We start from the raw sequence: 18087 nt of genomic DNA, 5'->3' as shown, positions 1-18087 counted from the left end.
CTTTAACCTATATTTGTTAAATTATCTTCTAGCAACTCTTGCATTTTAGCTCTTGTATCATCTAGCCAATTTTCATTGCTAGTATCTACAATATCCATATATATAACTTTTAGAATTCCTGGGTTTATGCTAATGCTTTTGCTATCTAAAATTTTTCTTGAGCCAATTATAAGTACTGGTTGAACGACTAAATTTAGCTTATTAGCAATAATATTTGCACCGCTTTTAAATTTTAAGATCTTATCACCATTGCCTCTAGTTCCTTCTGGAAATATTGCTATTACTCTGCCTTGAGATACTCTTTCTTTAACTAATTTTACTATTTTTGGTAGAGATCTTGGATCTTTGCGATCTATTGATATCATTTTTGGTATGCGAATTACATTGCCAAAAAATGGTAAATCTTCAATCTCTTTTTTAGCAATCCAGCAGATATTAGCTGGATGGATATCTTCTAAAGCCATTATATCTAGCATACTTTGATGATTTGCTATTATCATATTGGCTCTTGGGTCTGGAGAACCAATTACATCTATTTTATAACCTATTAAAAACCTTTGCATTTTAGCCCATTTTCGTCTTATCCATAGATTTGAAGATGGAGCGATAAAAAATATAAGAACTACAATAATAACAGTTATTACTATCTCAAGAGCATATAGCCAGTTTTTTATCTTATTTAATATTTTCATTTTCTACCCAGCCTATTGTTTGATTTTGTAGTATTACCTTTGTGTAGTTATCTTTTTTGGTGATGATTTTTACATCTTGTTCTTTTGTTGTAATGGCAAATATAGTTGAATTTGATGTTGGAAGGATTCTTACTTTGGTATCAGTTTTTAGTTTAGCATCGCTAAAAGGCTTATTATCATAGAGTGAATAAGCGATAAATGCTATAGCTATTACTAATGAGTAGTAGCTCTTTTTCCAAATGAAAATAACTAAAAATATGATAATTGCAAAGTATATACTAAGATCTTTATATAGTTTAAATTCTCCCTCTTTAGGATTTAATGGTACTTGTGTGCTAAGGTCACTATCTTGAACATTTATAGTAAGATTTATATCATTAAATATGTTATAAATAGGATTGTAATAGCTAAAGTTTATATCTGTTATATTATTATCGCTAATTATAAAGTAAATTCCATTTTGGTTTTTAAAGTCACCTTTTAAGCTATCAAAGCCTTGTTTTTGAAACTCTCCTGGGATATTAAATAGAGTTAAATTTCCATTTTTGCTTATTAATTCTATTGTGGTTAGGTTTGAGTATTCATTAAATTTAGAGCTTTTAATCATCTCTATTTTAAGATCTTCACCGACAAAATTGGCAAAATTCTCTTTTAATTCAATGGATTTTATTAAAGGAAGATCTGGTTTTATAGTTTTATTTTGAAAAAACATACCATTTCTATTTAATGTAAGCGTTAAGGATTCTATGCTAGATTGAGAGCTGCTAGCTAGTAGCCATATGGTTGTCTCATATACTCCAGCAGATTTTTTACTCCATAGAGGTTTTGGATTTAGCCATGTTATATTGTTTGAACGCATAGTAAGATTCATATCAAAATCTAAAACTTTATCTGTTTTAGCAGTTAAATTCAAGTTAAATGGTTCATAGATATATATTGATTTATCCTTACTTTGACTAGATAAATTTAATTCAACCGGATCGATATTTTGATAGATTAAAGATGGATCTATATCTATAATCTCATCAGTATCTGCTATGCCTTGTATCTGTTCATTTGTAATGCGAGATTCAAAAGGTGCAGGCTGGCTAATGCCTACACTTATTATAGCAATTAGTATAAAAATAGCCCTTAGCAAAGAAATCCTTTAAGCATTTTAGCTCCATCAGTGCTACCTAGAATGCTCTCTACTGCTCTTTCAGGATGAGGCATTAAGCCAAATATATTTTTATTTTTATTGCAAATTCCAGCTATATTATCTACTGAGCCATTTACGCTAATTTCATTACCATCTTTATCGCAATATTTTAGCAATACACAATCATCATCATATAATTTTTTAATTGTATCACTATCTGCATAATAGTTGCCTTCACCATGAGCTAATGGGATATCTATTAGATCAGAATTATTAAAATTTGATAAGAATTTATTGTTATTAGATATTACTTTTAAATGGTTAAATTTGCTAATAAAGCTCATATTTTCGTTTCTTCTCATCGCTCCAGGAAGCAGTCCGCTCTCTAAAAGCATCTGAAAACCATTACAAATTCCAAGTAGTAATCCGCCGTTTTTAGCGTGATTTATTACTGTTTGCATAGCTGGGCTAAACTTAGCAATAGCTGCAGTTCTAAGATAATCACCATAGCTAAAACCGCCAGGTAATACTATTAAATCTGCTTTAAATTCAGTCTCTTTATGCCAGATAATCTCTGATTCAAATCCTAGTAAATCAAAAGCGTATTTAGTATCTCTTTCGCAGTTTGTACCAGGGAAATTAATGATAGCTACTCTCATTTTTAGCCTTTTACTATCTCATAATCTTCTATTACTGTATTTGCTAGTAGCTCTTCGCACATATTTTTAATCTGCTCATCAGTAGTGTTATCACTTAGGTCTAAGATAATCTGTTTGCCAATTCTTACATCATCTACGCCATTGAAACCAAGACTTTCTAAAGCGTGTTTAGTAGCTTTACCGGCTGGGTCTAATACGCCATTTTTTAGATATACATTTACAATTACTTTCATCATTTATCCTTTAAATTTAATTATGATAATATTCTGCGTAAGACTTCTTCGTAAGCGACTTTTACATTGCCTAAATCTTGACGAAATCTATCTTTATCCATTTTTTCGCCAGTATTTGCATCCCAAAATCTACAGCTATCAGGACTAATCTCATCAGCTAATAAGATGTTTCCATCTTTATCAATACCAAATTCAACTTTAAAATCAACAAGTTTTAACCCTTTTGAAGCAAAAAATGGAGCAAGTATAGAGTTAATTTGTCTGCCAAGATGGCGAAGTTTTGTTAAATCTTGTTCGCTTTTTACAGTATTTAATAATATTGCGTGTTCATCATTAATTAGCGGATCGCCTAGTGCATCATCTTTGTAATAAAATTCAACTAAAGTAAATGGCAATACTGTAGCTTCTTTTATGCCTAGTCTTTTGCTTAAGCTACCTGTAGCTATATTTCTTACTACTACTTCTAGTGGAATGATTGAGCATTTTTTGACTAGTTGTTCAGTTTCTGTAATGCTTTCTATTAGTGCAGTTTCTATGCCATTTTCTTGTAGGAGTTTAAAAAGTGCAGTTGAAATTTTATTATTTAACGCACCTTTTCCTGCTTCATTACCTTTTTTTTCAGCGTTAAATGCTGTCAAATCATCTTTAAACTCAGCTATTAGTAATTCGTCATTGCCTTTTACAGACCACATTTTTTTACCTTTACCTTCGTAAAGTAGTTCTGATTTTTCCATCTTTTTCTCCTTATTTTATATTTAATATTTTTATGGAATCTACTGCAGTTTTAAGCTGAATATCATCATAAATTTGCTTTTGTGTTATTGTGTTTTTATCATCTTTATCTTTTTTCTTATTTGTTGGCTTAATCTTATCTAATTCACTCTCTAAGTGCTGTTTTAGATCGGCTTCTTTTATATTAAATTCGTTTTCATTATTTGGTACTTTACCAGGATATACGACAATATCTGGAGTTACGCCTACAGCTTGAATAGTTCTACCACTTGGGAGATAATATCTTGCTACTGTTAGCCTTAGAGCTTCTTTTTTATCAACTGGCATAATGACTTGAACGCTTCCTTTGCCAAAGCTATTCTCGCCAATTACTACAGCTCTTTTTAGATCTTGTAAGGCACCGCTAACTATTTCGCTAGCACTAGCACTTCCGCCATTTATTAAAACTGCTAGCGGAGCGTTGGTTATAAAGTTGCCTTTTTGGGCAGTGTGAATTTCATCTTCATTTTTATCTCTACCTTTTTGAGATACGATTACTCCACTTTGAACAAATAAATTAGTAAGGCCTACAGCTTGATTTAATAAACCACCTGGATTGTTTCTAAGATCTAGGATAATGCCTTTTGCTTTTGGATATTTTTTGATAAATTCTCTAGCTTTTTTAGTTACATGTTGGTCAAAATTTGTAACTCTTAGATATAGAATATTCTCGTCTTCTATCATCTTAGCTTGGACTGATTCTACGGTGATTATATCTCTTATTATATTTAGATCAAATGGCTTTTTTTCACCTTGTCTTACGATAGTTATTTGCACAGGTGTATTTGGTTTGCCACGCATCTTATTTACAGCTTCATCAATTGTGGTATTTATGGTAGATTCGCCATCTATTCTTAAAATTACATCGCCAGATTTCACCCCGGCTTTATAAGCTGGAGTATCATCTATTGGTGCAATTACAGTTAAAGCTCCATCTTTTATTCCTACAGTTATTCCAAGGCCTCCAAATTCACCTTTAGTTTGAATTTGCATATCCTTAAATGCTTTTTCATCTAAATATCCAGAATGAGCATCTAAGTTTGTTAAGAGTCCAGATATAGTTTTATCTACAATTTGGGTAAAATTTATATCATCTACATAGTATTTTTCTACTACGGCTATTGTTTTGGTTAGCTTTGATAGGGCTTCTATTCTACTATCTTGGGAGGTTTGAGCATTTAGAGCAATAGCACTAGCAGCCATCACACTTACAAAACCAGATAGTTGTAAAATTTTACTACTTTTCAACATATAACTCCAAAAAATTAAAATCAATAATTTTACCCAAAAATATATTAATTTAAAGTAAAAATAATCGATTGAATTTGGCTTAATAACAATCATAAATTTACTCAACCTTGACAAATATAGACTAAAGTTATATAATGCCACTCATATAAAGTTTAAGGAGAAAAATATGGCAAATATATTTGATGAGCTTACCTCAATGAGTCAGGATTTAATAGATAGTGCTATATCTTTGGCTATTGGAAATAAAAATCCTCAAGTAGTGCCTTTGCATATGCTTTGGGCGCTTAGTGCTGATAGCAACTCTATTTTAAATCAAATTTTAAATAAGGTAAATGTAAGCAAAGAGGCCTTAGTATTGGATATAAAAAGTAGTGCTAATAATCTACCTCAAAGCTCAAATGTATCAAAAAACAATATCAAAATCTCAAATGAACTAGTAGATAGTTTTGAGCGTGCTAGGGCTTTGATGATTAGTTTTGGGGATAAATTTATAGCAGTTGATAGCTGGATAATTGCAAATTTAGATATTGAGCCAATTAAAGGAATTTTATCTAAATATATCGATCTGCTCGAGATTAAAAAAGAGCTAGAGGCAATGCGTGGTGGAAAGAGTATAGATACTCAAACTGCTGATGAAAATCTAGATTCTTTAAGTAAATTTGGAATTGATTTAACTAAAAAAGCATCTAGTGGAGAGCTAGATCCTGTAATAGGTAGAGATGAAGAGATAACTAGAATGATGCAAATTCTAATTAGAAAGACTAAAAATAATCCTATCTTACTAGGTGAGCCAGGCGTTGGTAAGACCGCAATTGTAGAGGGTTTAGCTCAGTTAATAGTCAAAAAATCAGTCCCTACAACATTAGCAAATAAAAGAGTAATCGCTCTTGATATGAGTGCTTTAATTGCTGGAGCAAAATATAGAGGCGAGTTTGAAGATAGGCTAAAAGCGATAATTGATGAAGTGAAAAAAGCTGGAAATATTATATTATTTATAGATGAAATTCACACCATAGTAGGTGCTGGTGCTAGTGAAGGTTCTATGGATGCAGCTAATATCTTAAAGCCAGCCTTAGCTCGTGGAGAGCTACATACCGTAGGTGCTACTACGCTAAAAGAATATAGAAAGTATTTTGAAAAAGATGCTGCACTTCAAAGAAGATTTCAGCCAGTAAATGTAGCAGAACCAAGCGTAAATGAAGCACTTCAAATTTTGCGTGGAATAAAAGATAGACTAGAGGTGCATCACAATGTAACTATTACTGATAGTGCTTTAGTAGCGGCTACAAAACTAAGCCATAGATATATAAGCGGTAGATTCTTGCCAGATAAAGCAATTGATTTAATAGATGAAGCAGCTGCAGAATTAAAAATGCAAATTGAGAGTGAGCCATTTGAATTAGCTAAAGCCAAAAGAGAGATAGAGACCTTAATAGTAGAAAAAGAGGCTCTAAAGATGGAGGGCGAGGATAAAAATAGCGAGCGTCTAACTCAAATAGAAAAAGAACTAGCAAATTTAAATGAGAAAAAAAGCTCTTTAGAGATGAAATTTAAAAATGAAAAAGATGTATTTGACTCAATTAGTCAAAGTAAAAAATTAATTGATTCTTTATCTATGCAAGCTGATGAGTATCAAAGAAAGGGCGAATTTGAAAAGGTTGCAGAGCTTAGATATAGCCAAATTCCTCAAGCCCAAAAGAGTATCGCAGATCTAGAGCTTAAATGGAATGAGATGAAAAAAGATGGAGTGTTATTACGCAATGAAGTAGATGAAGATATGGTAGCTGGAATTTTGAGTAAATGGACTGGTATACCAGCTGGCAAAATGTTATCAAATGAAAAAGAGAGATATTTAAATATAGAAAACCATTTAAAACAAAGCGTAATTGGTCAAGATGAAGCGCTGCACGCTCTAGCTAGAGCAATTAAGCGAAATAAAGCTGGTCTAAGTAGTCAAAATCGTCCAATTGGCAGCTTTTTATTCCTTGGGCCTACTGGAGTAGGTAAAACTGAGAGTGCTAAGGCATTGGCGAAGTTCTTATTTGATGATGAAAAAGCTATGATAAGATTTGATATGAGTGAATATATGGAAAAACACGCTGTTAGCAGACTTCTTGGTGCTCCTCCTGGGTATGTTGGGTTTGAAGAGGGTGGACAACTTACTGAAGCAGTAAGAAGAAAGCCATATAGTGTAATTTTATTTGATGAAGTAGAAAAGGCTCATAAAGATGTATTTAATATCTTGCTTGGAATATTAGATGATGGTAGAGCAACTGATAGTAAAGGCGTTACTGTTGATTTTAAAAATACAATAATAATCCTAACAAGCAATATTGGCTCATCAGCTATTATGGATTTAAGTGGTAAAGAGCGAGAAGATGCGATAAATTTAGCTTTAAAAGAGTATTTTAAACCTGAGTTTTTAAATAGATTAGATGATACGATAATCTTTAATCCACTAGGTCAAGATGAGTTAGGTGCGATTGTCGGTATAATGTTTAAAGAGCTTGAGGCTACATTGCTTGGGCGTGGAATAAGAGCAAATTTAAGCCAAAATGCTATAAAATTAATCTCGCAAGCTGGATTTGATGTAGTATATGGTGCTAGACCTTTACGCAGAGCATTGTATGGGCTAGTAGAAGATAAAATAGCAGATATGATCTTAAAAGATGAGATAGCAAGTGGAGATAACATAACCATAGATGCTATAAATGATGAGATTGTAATAAATAAGGGCTAATAAGCCCTTAAAAAGCTTAGCTATATAAGATTGTGCCAAGCCTTATCATATTTGATCCACACTCAATAGCTAGTTTAAAATCTCCACTCATCCCCATTGAGCAGATTGTAGCTCCATGGGGTTTTAAAGAGTCAAATATCTCTTTAGTAATCTCAAAGCTTTTTTTGATCTCATCTACATCATCACTATGAGCGCCAATACTCATCACGCCGATTAAATTTAAGTTTTTGCATCTATTTTGAATCTCTTTGTATATATTTATAGCATCTTTTGGATCTACGCCTTGCTTGGATTCTTCATTGGCTGAGTTTATTTGAAGTAGCGTATCTAGTTTATAATTTAATCTTTTATCTACCTCAAGTGCCATCTCTAAGCTTTCGCAACTTTGCCATAAAGTAGGGCGAAGTGATATAAGCTGATTTATTTTATTACTTTGTAAGCGACCTATAAAGTGCCATTTGATATCTAAATTTGATAGAATTTCACTCTTTCTTTTTAACTCTTGGACTCTATTTTCACCAAATTCTCTTAAGCCTTGATTATATAGTGCTATTACCTCATTTTGGGTTACATTTTTGCTTACAGCAATTAGTCTTGCTCTATTATTAATATCTTTTAAAATATTATCTAAACTCATCTATTCTCCTGCTAATCTAGTTATATCATTGATGATAGTAAATGCCATTAAAGTAAATAGCAAAGCCATAGAAGCATAGCTAAGTCCTACAAATATACGCTCATTTACTGGTCTTTTAAATATCATCTCATAAATATTAAATATTATATGTCCGCCATCAAGTACTGGTAGTGGAAGAAGATTTAAAATTCCCAAATTTACAGATATCAGTGCTACAATTACTAAAAGCACAGATAGGCTAATTTGACTAGCTTTAGTAGTAATATCAGCCATTGCTACTATTCCGCCCATCTCTTGGATTGGTACTACGCCAGTAATTAGCTTTTCTAATCCTTTATATATGAGTTTTGAAGCTTCTAAAGTCTCATTATAGGCAAATTTAAGGCTATCAAAACCATTATTATATATAGTTGTAGTCTCTCCGTTTGGAGTTATACCAATAAGTGGAGTCTGCACAGTCTCACCAAAGATATTTTTACTCTGGCCAATTTTTGGTGTTAGAGTTATACTAATCTCTTTTCCATCACGCAATATTAATAGATTAGTAGGTTTTGTCGTTACATATTTTTTGATCTCATTCCACTCTTGTATTTTAACTCCATCTATAGCTAGGATTTTATCATTTTTTTGAATTTGAGCATTTAGTGCAGCCGAATCTGGTAAGGTGGTACCAACAACTGGAGCTAATCTCTCTACGCCTATAAATCCAATTATCATATATAAAATAAATGCTAATAAGATATTAAAAAAAGGCCCAGCAAAAAGAATAATAATTCGCTTAAATGGACTTAGAGTATTGTAGCTATCGCTATCATAATTTTTATGGCGTGGGTCTGTATCATCTTGACCTTTTAGCTGTACATATCCACCAAGTGGAATAGCGCTTATGCAGTAGGTTGTATTGCCAAATTTTTTGCTATAAATTTTTTCTCCAAATCCTATGCTAAAGGTTTTTACAAATACACCAAAATATTTAGCAGCTAAGAAGTGACCAAGCTCATGAAAAAATATTAAAAATGATAAAGCTAGTATAGTTACACCAAAATGCACTCCCCAGTACCAAAAGCTAGCAACTAAAAGCACTAAGACAAATATCAAACTTCTCAAATTTTATCCTTATAAAAAATTGCGCAAGTATAACAAAAAATATACAATAAGCTATAATTCTAAAGGTAATTTTATTAAAATTTGAGTAGAATAATCCTTTTAAATAAATTTTTTAAGGTAGAAAATGTATGTAGCTCCAAGTATTTTATCGGCCGATTTTGGCTCATTAGCTAAGGAAGTAAGAGATGTCTGTGATGCTGGGGCTGACCTGATTCATGTAGATGTAATGGATGGCCATTTTGTGCCGAATTTGACAATTGGCCCTTTAGTTGTTGAGGCTGTAGCTAAGGCATCTACAAAGCCACTTGATATTCATTTAATGGTAGAAAATGTCCCATTTTTTGTTGATCTATTTTTGCCATTAAAGCCTAAATTTATTAGCTTTCATATTGAAGAAGAAAAACACCCATTAAGATTAATTGACCATATTCGTAAAAATGGAGTAAGTCCAGCCATAGTGTTAAATCCACACATTCCAGTAAGCTCTTTGGAGTATATTATAAATGAGGTTGATATGGTTCTTTTAATGAGCGTAAATCCTGGATTTGGCGGGCAAAAATTTATCCAATCGGTACTACCAAAAGCGATACAATTAAGAGAGTTAATAGAAGCACGAAATGCTAAATGTATGATCGAGGTAGATGGCGGAGTAAATGGGCTAAATGTATCTGATTTAGATGCTGCTGGAGTTGATATAGTAGTGGCTGGAAGCTTTGTATTTGGTAGCAATGATTATGCTCAAGCTATCAAAGCATTAAAAATTTAATTAAAAGAGCAAATTTGAAAGATAAATTGGATGATTTTATAAATTTACTAGCAAAAAGCAGCTTAAATTATCACGATTTTTTGCAAAAGGCTAATGATATAGGGGAGCTAACTGATATTATAGAGCCAAAAAATTTAGCTGATTGGAGACTTTTAGGTCTTGAGCTAGAGCGAGCGCAAAATGGCAAAATAATGATGCCAACAAGATTTAGGGATTTTAACGAGCAGGTTTTTTGTATCGTTGATATTGAGACAAGTGGTGGGATAAATAGCGGCCAGATTATTGAAATTGGTGCAGTAAAAATTCAAGGCGGCAAGGAGATTGGTAGATTTGAGACTTTAGTTTGGGCTAATGAGATTCCACAAAATATTAGCGAATTAACAGGAATTTATCAGTTTGATTTAATTGGCGCTCCAAGGCTAGCAAATGCACTTGAGAGTTTTAGACTATTTTTGAGTGATTCAGTCTTTGTAGCGCATAATGTTAAATTTGATTATGAGTTTATTAGCATTAGTCTTGCAAGGCTTGGTTTTGGAATGCTCTTAAATAGAAAAATATGCACTATCGATCTAGCTAGAAGAACTATAGAATCACAAAGGTACGGCTTGGGTGCGTTAAAGCAGATTTTTGGCATTGATAATACCCATCATAGAGCCTTAAATGATGCTATTGCAGCTTGCGAGATATTTAAAGAGTGTATAAAGCGTCTGCCATGGCATGTTCAAAGCGTAGAAGATCTTATACTATTTAGTAAAACAGCAAAAACTCTAAAGGTTCCAAAGATGAGCGAACAAGCAGATTTAAGAGTTTAATATGAGATTAGCTATTTTTATAATTTTGACTTTTGTATTTAGTGGATGTAGTTTAAAAACCATAAATACTCAAAGTGTTCAAAATAGTGATATAAAAAATTCAATCAAAATAGACAATCAAGAATTGTATAAAAATTATCTTAAAAGATATGAATATACACTAAATTTAAGCAAATATGTTGGTAAAAGAGCTATAGATTGCTCAGCTTTAATTGCTACTATAAATAATAAAAATAGCGATATATACTCTCTTAATAATTTAAGCTTTTATTATGGTAAAGATGGTCGTCGCTCTCAGGCTATTTATAATCTATATAAGAGCAAAGATTGGTTAAATTATCATAGTGCTACTCCTGGAGATTTAATATTTTTTAATAACACTACAAAATCTACAAGAGGTAAAAAAACTCACAATATAACTCATATAGGTATAGTAAAAAGTATTAAAGATGATGGAACAATCGTATTTTTGCATAATCTCAAAGGCAAGAATATCTTAAGTGTAATGAATTTAACCTATAAAGATAATCACAAAGTAGATGGTAAAAAAATAAACGCATATATAATAGCAAATTGCAAAAGTGCAAGCTGTTTAGTCTCAAATAGATTTTCTGGATTTGGCAAGATTAATAGGGATATATCAGTAAAATAGATAGGATTATAAGGTGAATTTAAGATTTACTCTAGCGATAATTGCGATAAATTTTATAATATATTTTTTGCAATATTTTGTTTATAACTCATTTGAATTTGGAATTTTATTTGGGCTTAATGAGCTATTTTTTGCTGGGGCTTATTGGCAGATTATTACTTCAATGTTTATCCATGGTTCATTTATGCATATTGTTATGAATATGGTTGTGCTTTATCAATTTGGTTCAATTTTAGAAAGATATCTAGGATGGGTTAAATTTGGAATTTTATATATAGTTGGTGGTTTGATTACTGGATTTTTGAGTATTGGATATTTAGCTTTTGAAAGAATTAATTTAGTTGGGGCTAGTGGAGCTATATCTGTATTGCTTGGATTTTTAGCTTATATAGATAGATATAATCGCAAAGGACTTGTAATTGTTATATTAATAGTGAGTTTTGCACCACTTTTAATGGGGGTTAATGTAGCGTGGTATGCGCATTTAATAGGGTTTGGTATTGGGTATTTAGCTGGATTTTTTAAGGTATTAAGATGAGATTTTTTGATGAAATTTGGGAGTGTTTAAACTGTTATGATTTAGAGCAGAAATTTGCTAAATTCAACCAAATTTGGGATAATTTTTATGATTGCAAGATGGATTATGATAGTCATATTTTACCACTTTCAACCCCTAGTTATGCTAAATTTTGCGATGTAAAATCTCTAAAAGAGTTAAAGCAAAAGCATAGCACTCAAGCATTTTTACACTCTATTGCTCATATTGAATATAGTGCTATTGATATTGCCTTAGATGCGTGTTATAGATTTAGAAATTTACCAATGGAGTACTATTTAGATTGGCTTGAAGTGGCTAAAGATGAGATACGCCACTTTAATATGATATGTCAAAAAATGAAGTCTATTGGAGTTACATATGGTGATTATCCTGTGCATAATGGATTATTTGTTGCACTAGTTATAACTTCAGATTCTTTAGTAAATCGTATGGCTGTACTACCTAGATATATGGAGGCTAATGGTCTTGATGCCAACCTTTTTATGATGCAAAAATTAAATGCAAATGGCGATAAAGATGGCATTTTAGATATTTTAAAAATTATTCATAAAGAAGAGATAGAGCATGTAAGCAAAGGTGATAAGTGGTTTAAATTTGCTTGCAATATAAAAAATATAGACCCAAACTCATGGATAGATATAATAAGAAAATTTTATCCAAAAGCCTTTGAAGCCAAAAGAGCATTAGATATAGAACATAGATTATTAGCTGGATTTACTCAAGATGAGATTGATAAAATACAAAAATTTCAGGAGATAGTATGAAAACTATATATTTTATTCGACATGCAAAAGCCAAGAAAATAGCTGATAGTGATTTTATTAGAGAGCTTAATAGTAAAGGTAAAGAGGCCGCAAAGCTGATGTCAAAAAGATTAAAAAATAGAAATATCACTCCAGATATTATCATATCCTCACCAGCAAACCGCACCGCAAAAACAGCCAAAATATTTGCAAAAAATCTTAAATTTAATAAAGATATTAAATTTGAAAAATCACTTTATGAAGCAAGTATTAAAGAGTATTTAGATATTATTAAGCAGATTGATAGTACCGTAGATACTGTTTTTATCGTAGGTCATAATGATACTTTAACACAAATTTGCGAGCTTTTAAGCGATAGCCATATTGGCAATATTCCAACTGCAGGAGTTTTTGGGATTGAGTTTGATGTGATGGAATTTAAAGAAATAGAGGCTAGAACTGGCAAAGTTTTACTCTTTGACTATCCAAAAAAGCTTGAATAAACTTAAATTTAGATAAAATATAAAATTTATATATAGTTTAATGGTTTAATTTAGTTAAAAATTGATAAAATAAGCAAAATTTTAAATAAAGGAAATAAATGGCAGATATAATCTACACTTACACAGACGAGGCGCCAGCATTGGCTACATTTTCACTTTTACCAGTTATTAAGGAATTTTTAGGTCGTGCTGGAATTAGCATTGATACTATGGATATCTCATTAGCTGGTAGAATTTTAGCAAACTTTCCTGAGAATCTAAAAGATGATCAAAAAGTTCCAAACTACCTAGAAATCTTAGGTGAAATGACTAAAGAAAAAACAGCAAATATCATCAAACTTCCAAATATCTCAGCTTCGCTTCCACAATTAAATGCAGCTATTGCTGAGCTACAATCAAAAGGTTTTGATGTACCAAACTATCCAGAAAATCCAGCTAATGAAAAAGAGGCTGATATAAAAGCAAGATATGCTAAAGTATTAGGAAGTGCGGTAAATCCAGTTTTAAGAGAGGGTAATAGCGATAGAAGATGCGCTGGAGCTGTTAAAGCTTATGCAAAAGAATTCCCGCATAAAAATGGCGCATGGGATAGCACTATTAAAACAAGAGTTGCTTATATGGATAGTGGCGACTTTTATGGTAATGAAAAATCAGTAATAGTAAAAGATTCAAGTGAGTTCAAAATTGAATTTACTGATAAAAATGGCAATACAAAAGTACTAAAAGATAGCATAAAAGCTGCTAGTGGTGATGTAGTTAGTGCTACATTTATGAGTGCTGCAAAACTAGATAAATTCATTGCTAAAACAATACAAGATGCTAAAAATGAGTCACTATTATACTCAGTACATCTAAAAGCTACAATGATGAAAGTGAGCGATCCAGTTATGTTTGGTCACTTTGTGAAGGTATTTTTTGCAGAGATTTTTGAAGAGTTTGGTAGTGAGTTAAATGCAGCTGGAGTAGTAGCAAATAATGGCTTAAAAGATCTATTTGCTAAAATAGAAAACCTACCTATAAAAGATAAAATTATAGCAAAATATAATGAAATTTTAGATAAAAACCCAGACTTAGCAATGGTTGATAGCGATAAAGGTATCACAAATTTACATGTGCCAAGCGATGTAATTATCGATGCTTCTATGCCTGCTATGATTAGAAATAGTGGTAAAATGTGGGATAAAAATGGCAAAACAGCTGATACTTTAGCAGTTATTCCTGATCGTACATATGCTACTATATATGAAGCTACTATAGATGATCTAAAAGCAAATGGCGCACTAAATCCAGCGACTATTGGTAGCGTTTCAAATGTAGGTTTAATGGCTAAAAAAGCTGAAGAGTATGGTAGTCATGATAAGACATTTATAGCTAGTGAAGCTGGTAAATTTACAGTTAGTAGTAACGCTGGTCAAAAAATGGAATTTGAAGTTGAAGCTGGTGATATATTTAGAGCAATGCAAGCAAAAAGCGAAGCTATTAAAGATTGGATTAAACTAGCAATTAATAGAGCAAACGCTACAAAATCAACTGCAATATTCTGGCTTGATAGTGCTAGAGCTCACGATGCTAGTATGATTGAAATAGTAAATTCAGAGCTTAAAAATTATGATTTAAATGGTCTAGATATTAGTATTGCAGCACCAACAGAAGCGATTAAAAAATCAATCTCTATAATTAGAACTGGCAAAGATGCAATTAGTGTAACTGGCAATGTATTAAGAGATTATTTAACAGATTTATTCCCAATATTAGAACTTGGAACAAGTGCAAAAATGCTATCAATTGTTCCTTTATTAAACGGTGGCGGATTATTTGAGACTGGTGCTGGCGGTAGCGCTCCTAAAATTGCTCAACAATTAATAGAAGAAAACCATCTTCGCTGGGATAGCTTAGGTGAGTTTTTAGCGCTTGGTGCGAGTTTAGAGCATTTAGCAAATGTAAGCGGTAAAAAAGAAGCTGCAGTATTAGCTGATACACTAGATAAAGCAATTGTAAGTTATCTTAAAAATGACAACTCGCCACGCAAAAATGTAGGTGAAAATGATAACCGTGGTAGCCACTTCTATTTAGCATTATACTGGGCTGATGAGTTAGCAAAAAGTGAATTATCTGCTAAATTTAGCGGTATAGCAGCAGCTTTAAATGAGAATAAATCTATAATTACAGATGAGTTAAATGGTTCTCAAGGCAATAGTGTAGATGTTGGTGGATATTATATTTTTGATGATGCTAAAGTCTCAGCTGTAATGAGACCAAGTGCAATTTATAATCAATCTCTTAAGAAATAGTTGTGAAAATTGCAATAATAGGTGCTGGAAATGTAGGAGCTAGCATAGCTAGCTTGCTACTTTCTAAACAGATGTGCGATAATATTGCATTAATTGATATCAATTCAAATTTAGCTAAAGCCAAAGCAATTGATCTATCGCAAATGGCTATTGCTCTATCACAAAGTGCTAAAGTAGTAGGTGGAGATGATTATAAACTTTTAGAAAATTTTGATATAGTTATAATCACTGCTGGAGTAGCCAGAAAAGATGGTCAAAGCAGATCTGAACTTGCTAAAATAAATGCTAATATAGTAGTTGATGCATCAAAAAAAATAGCTAAATTTGCTCCCAATTCAACTATAATAGTAGTAACAAATCCACTTGATATAATGGTATATGTGGCTTATAAGTCAAGTGGATTTAATAAAAGCAAGATTATAGGAATGGCTGGCGAGCTAGATAGTGCTAGGCTTAAATTCTCTTTACAAAATTATCTAGGCAAAGATATGAAAGACTCAAAATCTTGCGTAATAGGTATGCATAATGATAGTATGATATGTTTAAGTAGCGAGAATTTAAATAGTAATGAGTTTGAAAATATTAAATCTCAAACTATAAATGGCGGAGCTTTAATAGTAAAATTGATGAATACATCTGCATTTTACGCACCAGCTGCTGGAGTTATAAATATTTGCCAAGCGTTAATATATGGCAATTCAAAGCCACTTAGCTGTTCAGTTTTAGATGATAATTTAGTAGCATTTAGCCGATTAGTAAAACTTGATAAAAATGGCGTAAAAGAGTTATTGGAGTTAAATTTAGAGCAAAAAGATAGAGAAATTTTAGATAAAAGTATAGATGAATTTATAATTAATATAAATAATCTTAATTTAAATGGGTTCTAATTTTAACTTTAGCTAAAGTTATAATTTTAGTTTTTTTATTTATCTATTTTATTAACTTTTTTAAGATAAAGTTGCAAAAAAAGTTTTAGTTGTAATTTTGCATTTAGCAAAATTGATATTTATCTGCTTGATTTACAAGTAGTTTAGTCGCTACAATTGTAGCTTGAAATTTTATTTAAGTTAGACTTAAATTTAATAGGAGATAGTAATGATAGAACAACCGCTTAATACAGCTGTTTGGGTCGATGAGAGTAGGTGTAAAGCTTGCGATATTTGTGTGAGCTATTGCCCTGCTGGTGTTTTGAATATGAAAGAAGATATCCATGCTATTCAAGGAATGATGATTGAAGTTAGTCATCCTGAGGCATGTATTGGCTGTAGGGATTGTGAGCTTCACTGTCCTGATTTTGCTATTTATGTAGCTGAAAAAGGGTTTAAATTTGCAAAACTTAGCCCTGAAGCAAAAGAGAGAGCAGCCGCAATTAAGGCAAATCATTTTAGGAAAGTCAATTAAGGATATTAAATGAGAGAATTAATAACAACAGGAAATGCTTTAGCAGCAAAAGCAGCTATTGAGTGTGGCTGTAATTTTTTTGGTGGTTATCCTATTACACCATCAAGTGAAATAGCGCATGAATTAAGCGTAATGCTACCAAAAAATGGTGGAAATTTTATACAAATGGAAGATGAGATTGCTGGTATTTCAGTAGCTCTTGGTGCTAGTATGAGTGGAGCAAAAGCTATGACTGCAAGCTCTGGACCTGGTATATCACTAAAGGCTGAACAGATCGGTCTTGGATTTATTGCTGAGATTCCACTAGTTATTGCAAATGTAATGCGTGGTGGTCCATCTACTGGTCTGCCAACTCGTGTAGCTCAAGGCGATGTATTACAAGCTAAAAGCCCAAGTCATGGTGATTTTTGTTCTATCGCAGTGGCTCCAGGAAATTTAGATGAAATTTATACTGAAACTGTAAGAGCATTTAATCTAGCAAATAGATTTAGCACACCAGTATTTTTACTACTTGATGAGACTATTGGTCATATGCAAGGTAAAGCAGTTATTCCAAAAGTAAGCGATTTAGTTATTGAACCAAGACGCGAGTTTACAGGTGATCCAGCTGAGTATAATCCATATGAAGCTAAAGAGGATGAACCAGCAACTCTAAATCCATTCTTTAAAGGTTATCGCTATCATATTACTGGTCTTCACCATGGTCCTACAGGTTTCCCAACTGAAGATGGTAAGATTGTAGATTATAATATTAAAAGACTATTTAATAAAATCCATGCTCACTTAGATGAAGTTATCAAATTTGAAGAGTATAAACTAGAAGATGCTGATGTATGTATAATCTGTTATGGCAGTGTAAGCCTAGCAGCTAAAGAAGCAGTTGATAAATTAAGATCTGAAGGAATTAAAGCTGGTATATTTAGACCTATTACATTATGGCCAAGTCCAGAGGCAAAAATTAAAGAAATTTGTGCTAAATTTAAAAATATTCTAGTAACTGAGCTGAATATGGGTCAATATCTAGGCGAGATACAAAGATGCTCTTTAAGAGATGATTTTAAAACACTATTAAAAGCAAACGGCAGACCAATTAGCCCAAGCGAAATTATTAGTAAAGTCAAGGAGTTTTAAT

19 protein-coding genes are annotated in these 18087 nt (G+C 32.0%); 11 read left to right on the top strand and 8 right to left on the bottom strand.

Features of this window, described 5'->3' with window-relative positions:
- Positions 1 to 2: 2 nt before the first annotated feature.
- From CVIC12175_RS04310 to CVIC12175_RS04285, 6 genes are read right to left on the bottom strand one after another with little or no spacing between them, the layout of a single operon-like run.
- Positions 3 to 692: a lysophospholipid acyltransferase family protein gene (locus tag CVIC12175_RS04310; RefSeq protein ID WP_086256635.1), complete on the bottom strand. Its 690-nt coding sequence runs from the start codon at positions 690 to 692 to the stop codon at positions 3 to 5.
- The gene (locus tag CVIC12175_RS04305) at positions 676 to 1830 is read right to left on the bottom strand and encodes a hypothetical protein (protein ID WP_086256636.1); all 1155 of its coding nucleotides are present in this window, start codon (positions 1828 to 1830) and stop codon (positions 676 to 678) included. The genes CVIC12175_RS04310 and CVIC12175_RS04305 overlap by 17 nt, the downstream gene beginning before the upstream one ends.
- The gene (gene purQ, locus CVIC12175_RS04300) at positions 1824 to 2489 is read right to left on the bottom strand and encodes a phosphoribosylformylglycinamidine synthase subunit PurQ (protein ID WP_086302298.1); all 666 of its coding nucleotides are present in this window, start codon (positions 2487 to 2489) and stop codon (positions 1824 to 1826) included. The genes CVIC12175_RS04305 and purQ overlap by 7 nt, the downstream gene beginning before the upstream one ends.
- Before the next feature lie 2 nt (positions 2490 to 2491).
- Positions 2492 to 2722: a phosphoribosylformylglycinamidine synthase subunit PurS gene (purS, locus tag CVIC12175_RS04295; RefSeq protein ID WP_086246413.1), complete on the bottom strand. Its 231-nt coding sequence runs from the start codon at positions 2720 to 2722 to the stop codon at positions 2492 to 2494.
- A gap of 20 nt (positions 2723 to 2742) precedes the next feature.
- The gene (gene purC / locus CVIC12175_RS04290; RefSeq protein WP_086256153.1) at positions 2743 to 3456 is read right to left on the bottom strand and encodes a phosphoribosylaminoimidazolesuccinocarboxamide synthase; all 714 of its coding nucleotides are present in this window, start codon (positions 3454 to 3456) and stop codon (positions 2743 to 2745) included.
- Between the two features lie 10 nt (positions 3457 to 3466).
- Positions 3467 to 4696: a S41 family peptidase gene (locus CVIC12175_RS04285; protein ID WP_236861103.1), complete on the bottom strand. Its 1230-nt coding sequence runs from the start codon at positions 4694 to 4696 to the stop codon at positions 3467 to 3469.
- A 214-nt stretch (positions 4697 to 4910) separates the two neighbouring features.
- Between CVIC12175_RS04285 and CVIC12175_RS04280 the strand changes: the two genes are divergently transcribed.
- A complete protein-coding gene (locus CVIC12175_RS04280; protein ID WP_086256638.1) occupies positions 4911 to 7484 on the top strand; it encodes an ATP-dependent Clp protease ATP-binding subunit in 2574 nt (857 codons plus the stop codon).
- Positions 7485 to 7500: 16 nt separating this feature from the next.
- Here the strand turns inward: CVIC12175_RS04280 and CVIC12175_RS04275 are convergent, their stop codons facing one another.
- A complete protein-coding gene (locus CVIC12175_RS04275) occupies positions 7501 to 8121 on the bottom strand; it encodes a YggS family pyridoxal phosphate-dependent enzyme (RefSeq protein ID WP_086256155.1) in 621 nt (206 codons plus the stop codon).
- A complete protein-coding gene (rseP, locus tag CVIC12175_RS04270) occupies positions 8122 to 9228 on the bottom strand; it encodes an RIP metalloprotease RseP (protein WP_086256639.1) in 1107 nt (368 codons plus the stop codon).
- Positions 9229 to 9352: 124 nt separating this feature from the next.
- Here rseP and rpe point away from each other — a divergent pair, with 124 nt between their 5' ends.
- From rpe to CVIC12175_RS04220, 10 genes are all read left to right on the top strand, one after another.
- Positions 9353 to 9994: a ribulose-phosphate 3-epimerase gene (gene rpe, locus CVIC12175_RS04265; RefSeq protein ID WP_086256640.1), complete on the top strand. Its 642-nt coding sequence runs from the start codon at positions 9353 to 9355 to the stop codon at positions 9992 to 9994.
- 14 nt (positions 9995 to 10008) lie between these two features.
- The gene (locus tag CVIC12175_RS04260) at positions 10009 to 10806 is read left to right on the top strand and encodes a 3'-5' exonuclease (RefSeq protein WP_086256158.1); all 798 of its coding nucleotides are present in this window, start codon (positions 10009 to 10011) and stop codon (positions 10804 to 10806) included.
- A 1-nt stretch (position 10807) separates the two neighbouring features.
- Positions 10808 to 11458, top strand: coding sequence for an NlpC/P60 family protein (locus CVIC12175_RS04255; RefSeq protein WP_086256159.1), 651 nt, complete (start codon positions 10808 to 10810; stop codon positions 11456 to 11458).
- A 13-nt stretch (positions 11459 to 11471) separates the two neighbouring features.
- Positions 11472 to 11996, top strand: a complete 525-nt coding sequence (locus tag CVIC12175_RS04250) for a rhomboid family intramembrane serine protease (RefSeq protein ID WP_086256160.1) — start codon at positions 11472 to 11474, stop codon at positions 11994 to 11996.
- Positions 11993 to 12781, top strand: coding sequence for a ferritin-like domain-containing protein (locus CVIC12175_RS04245; protein WP_086256641.1), 789 nt, complete (start codon positions 11993 to 11995; stop codon positions 12779 to 12781). Before CVIC12175_RS04250 ends, CVIC12175_RS04245 begins: the two co-directional genes overlap by 4 nt.
- Positions 12778 to 13263, top strand: coding sequence for a SixA phosphatase family protein (locus tag CVIC12175_RS04240; RefSeq protein WP_086256642.1), 486 nt, complete (start codon positions 12778 to 12780; stop codon positions 13261 to 13263). The genes CVIC12175_RS04245 and CVIC12175_RS04240 overlap by 4 nt, the downstream gene beginning before the upstream one ends.
- 98 nt (positions 13264 to 13361) lie before the next feature.
- Positions 13362 to 15554, top strand: coding sequence for an NADP-dependent isocitrate dehydrogenase (locus CVIC12175_RS04235; RefSeq protein WP_086256643.1), 2193 nt, complete (start codon positions 13362 to 13364; stop codon positions 15552 to 15554).
- Positions 15555 to 15556: 2 nt separating this feature from the next.
- On the top strand, positions 15557 to 16441 hold the full coding sequence (locus tag CVIC12175_RS04230) for a lactate/malate family dehydrogenase (RefSeq protein WP_086256644.1): 885 nt from the start codon (positions 15557 to 15559) through the stop codon (positions 16439 to 16441).
- A gap of 208 nt (positions 16442 to 16649) precedes the next feature.
- Positions 16650 to 16955: a 4Fe-4S binding protein gene (locus CVIC12175_RS04225; protein WP_086246427.1), complete on the top strand. Its 306-nt coding sequence runs from the start codon at positions 16650 to 16652 to the stop codon at positions 16953 to 16955.
- Between the two features lie 9 nt (positions 16956 to 16964).
- Positions 16965 to 18086 (top strand): 2-oxoglutarate synthase subunit alpha, encoded by a 1122-nt coding sequence (locus CVIC12175_RS04220; RefSeq protein WP_086315881.1) that lies wholly within the window; start codon positions 16965 to 16967, stop codon positions 18084 to 18086.
- Position 18087: the final 1 nt, after the last annotated feature.

It is taken from the genome of Campylobacter vicugnae, from assembly GCF_002139875.1.
GTDB classification, from domain to species: Bacteria; Campylobacterota; Campylobacteria; order Campylobacterales; family Campylobacteraceae; genus Campylobacter; species Campylobacter vicugnae.
Note: the sequence above shows the minus strand (reverse complement) of the source record. Positions and strands in the feature narration are given on the sequence as shown.

Bases quoted from the DNA above. Each gene is read 5' to 3' on its own strand.
- rpe (WP_086256640.1), top strand. From the start codon at position 9,353: ATGTATGTAGCTCCAAGTATTTTATCGGCCGATTTTGGCTCATTAGCT.
- purC (WP_086256153.1), bottom strand. From the start codon at position 3,456: ATGGAAAAATCAGAACTACTTTACGAAGGTAAAGGTAAAAAAATGTGG.
- purQ (WP_086302298.1), bottom strand. From the start codon at position 2,489: ATGAGAGTAGCTATCATTAATTTCCCTGGTACAAACTGCGAAAGAGAT.
- CVIC12175_RS04285 (WP_236861103.1), bottom strand. From the start codon at position 4,696: ATGGCTGCTAGTGCTATTGCTCTAAATGCTCAAACCTCCCAAGATAGT.
- purS (WP_086246413.1), bottom strand. From the start codon at position 2,722: ATGAAAGTAATTGTAAATGTATATCTAAAAAATGGCGTATTAGACCCA.
- CVIC12175_RS04255 (WP_086256159.1), top strand. From the start codon at position 10,808: ATGAGATTAGCTATTTTTATAATTTTGACTTTTGTATTTAGTGGATGT.
- CVIC12175_RS04280 (WP_086256638.1), top strand. From the start codon at position 4,911: ATGGCAAATATATTTGATGAGCTTACCTCAATGAGTCAGGATTTAATA.
- CVIC12175_RS04220 (WP_086315881.1), top strand. From the start codon at position 16,965: ATGAGAGAATTAATAACAACAGGAAATGCTTTAGCAGCAAAAGCAGCT.
- CVIC12175_RS04310 (WP_086256635.1), bottom strand. From the start codon at position 692: ATGAAAATATTAAATAAGATAAAAAACTGGCTATATGCTCTTGAGATA.
- CVIC12175_RS04245 (WP_086256641.1), top strand. From the start codon at position 11,993: ATGAGATTTTTTGATGAAATTTGGGAGTGTTTAAACTGTTATGATTTA.
- CVIC12175_RS04275 (WP_086256155.1), bottom strand. From the start codon at position 8,121: ATGAGTTTAGATAATATTTTAAAAGATATTAATAATAGAGCAAGACTA.
- CVIC12175_RS04235 (WP_086256643.1), top strand. From the start codon at position 13,362: ATGGCAGATATAATCTACACTTACACAGACGAGGCGCCAGCATTGGCT.
- CVIC12175_RS04225 (WP_086246427.1), top strand. From the start codon at position 16,650: ATGATAGAACAACCGCTTAATACAGCTGTTTGGGTCGATGAGAGTAGG.
- CVIC12175_RS04240 (WP_086256642.1), top strand. From the start codon at position 12,778: ATGAAAACTATATATTTTATTCGACATGCAAAAGCCAAGAAAATAGCT.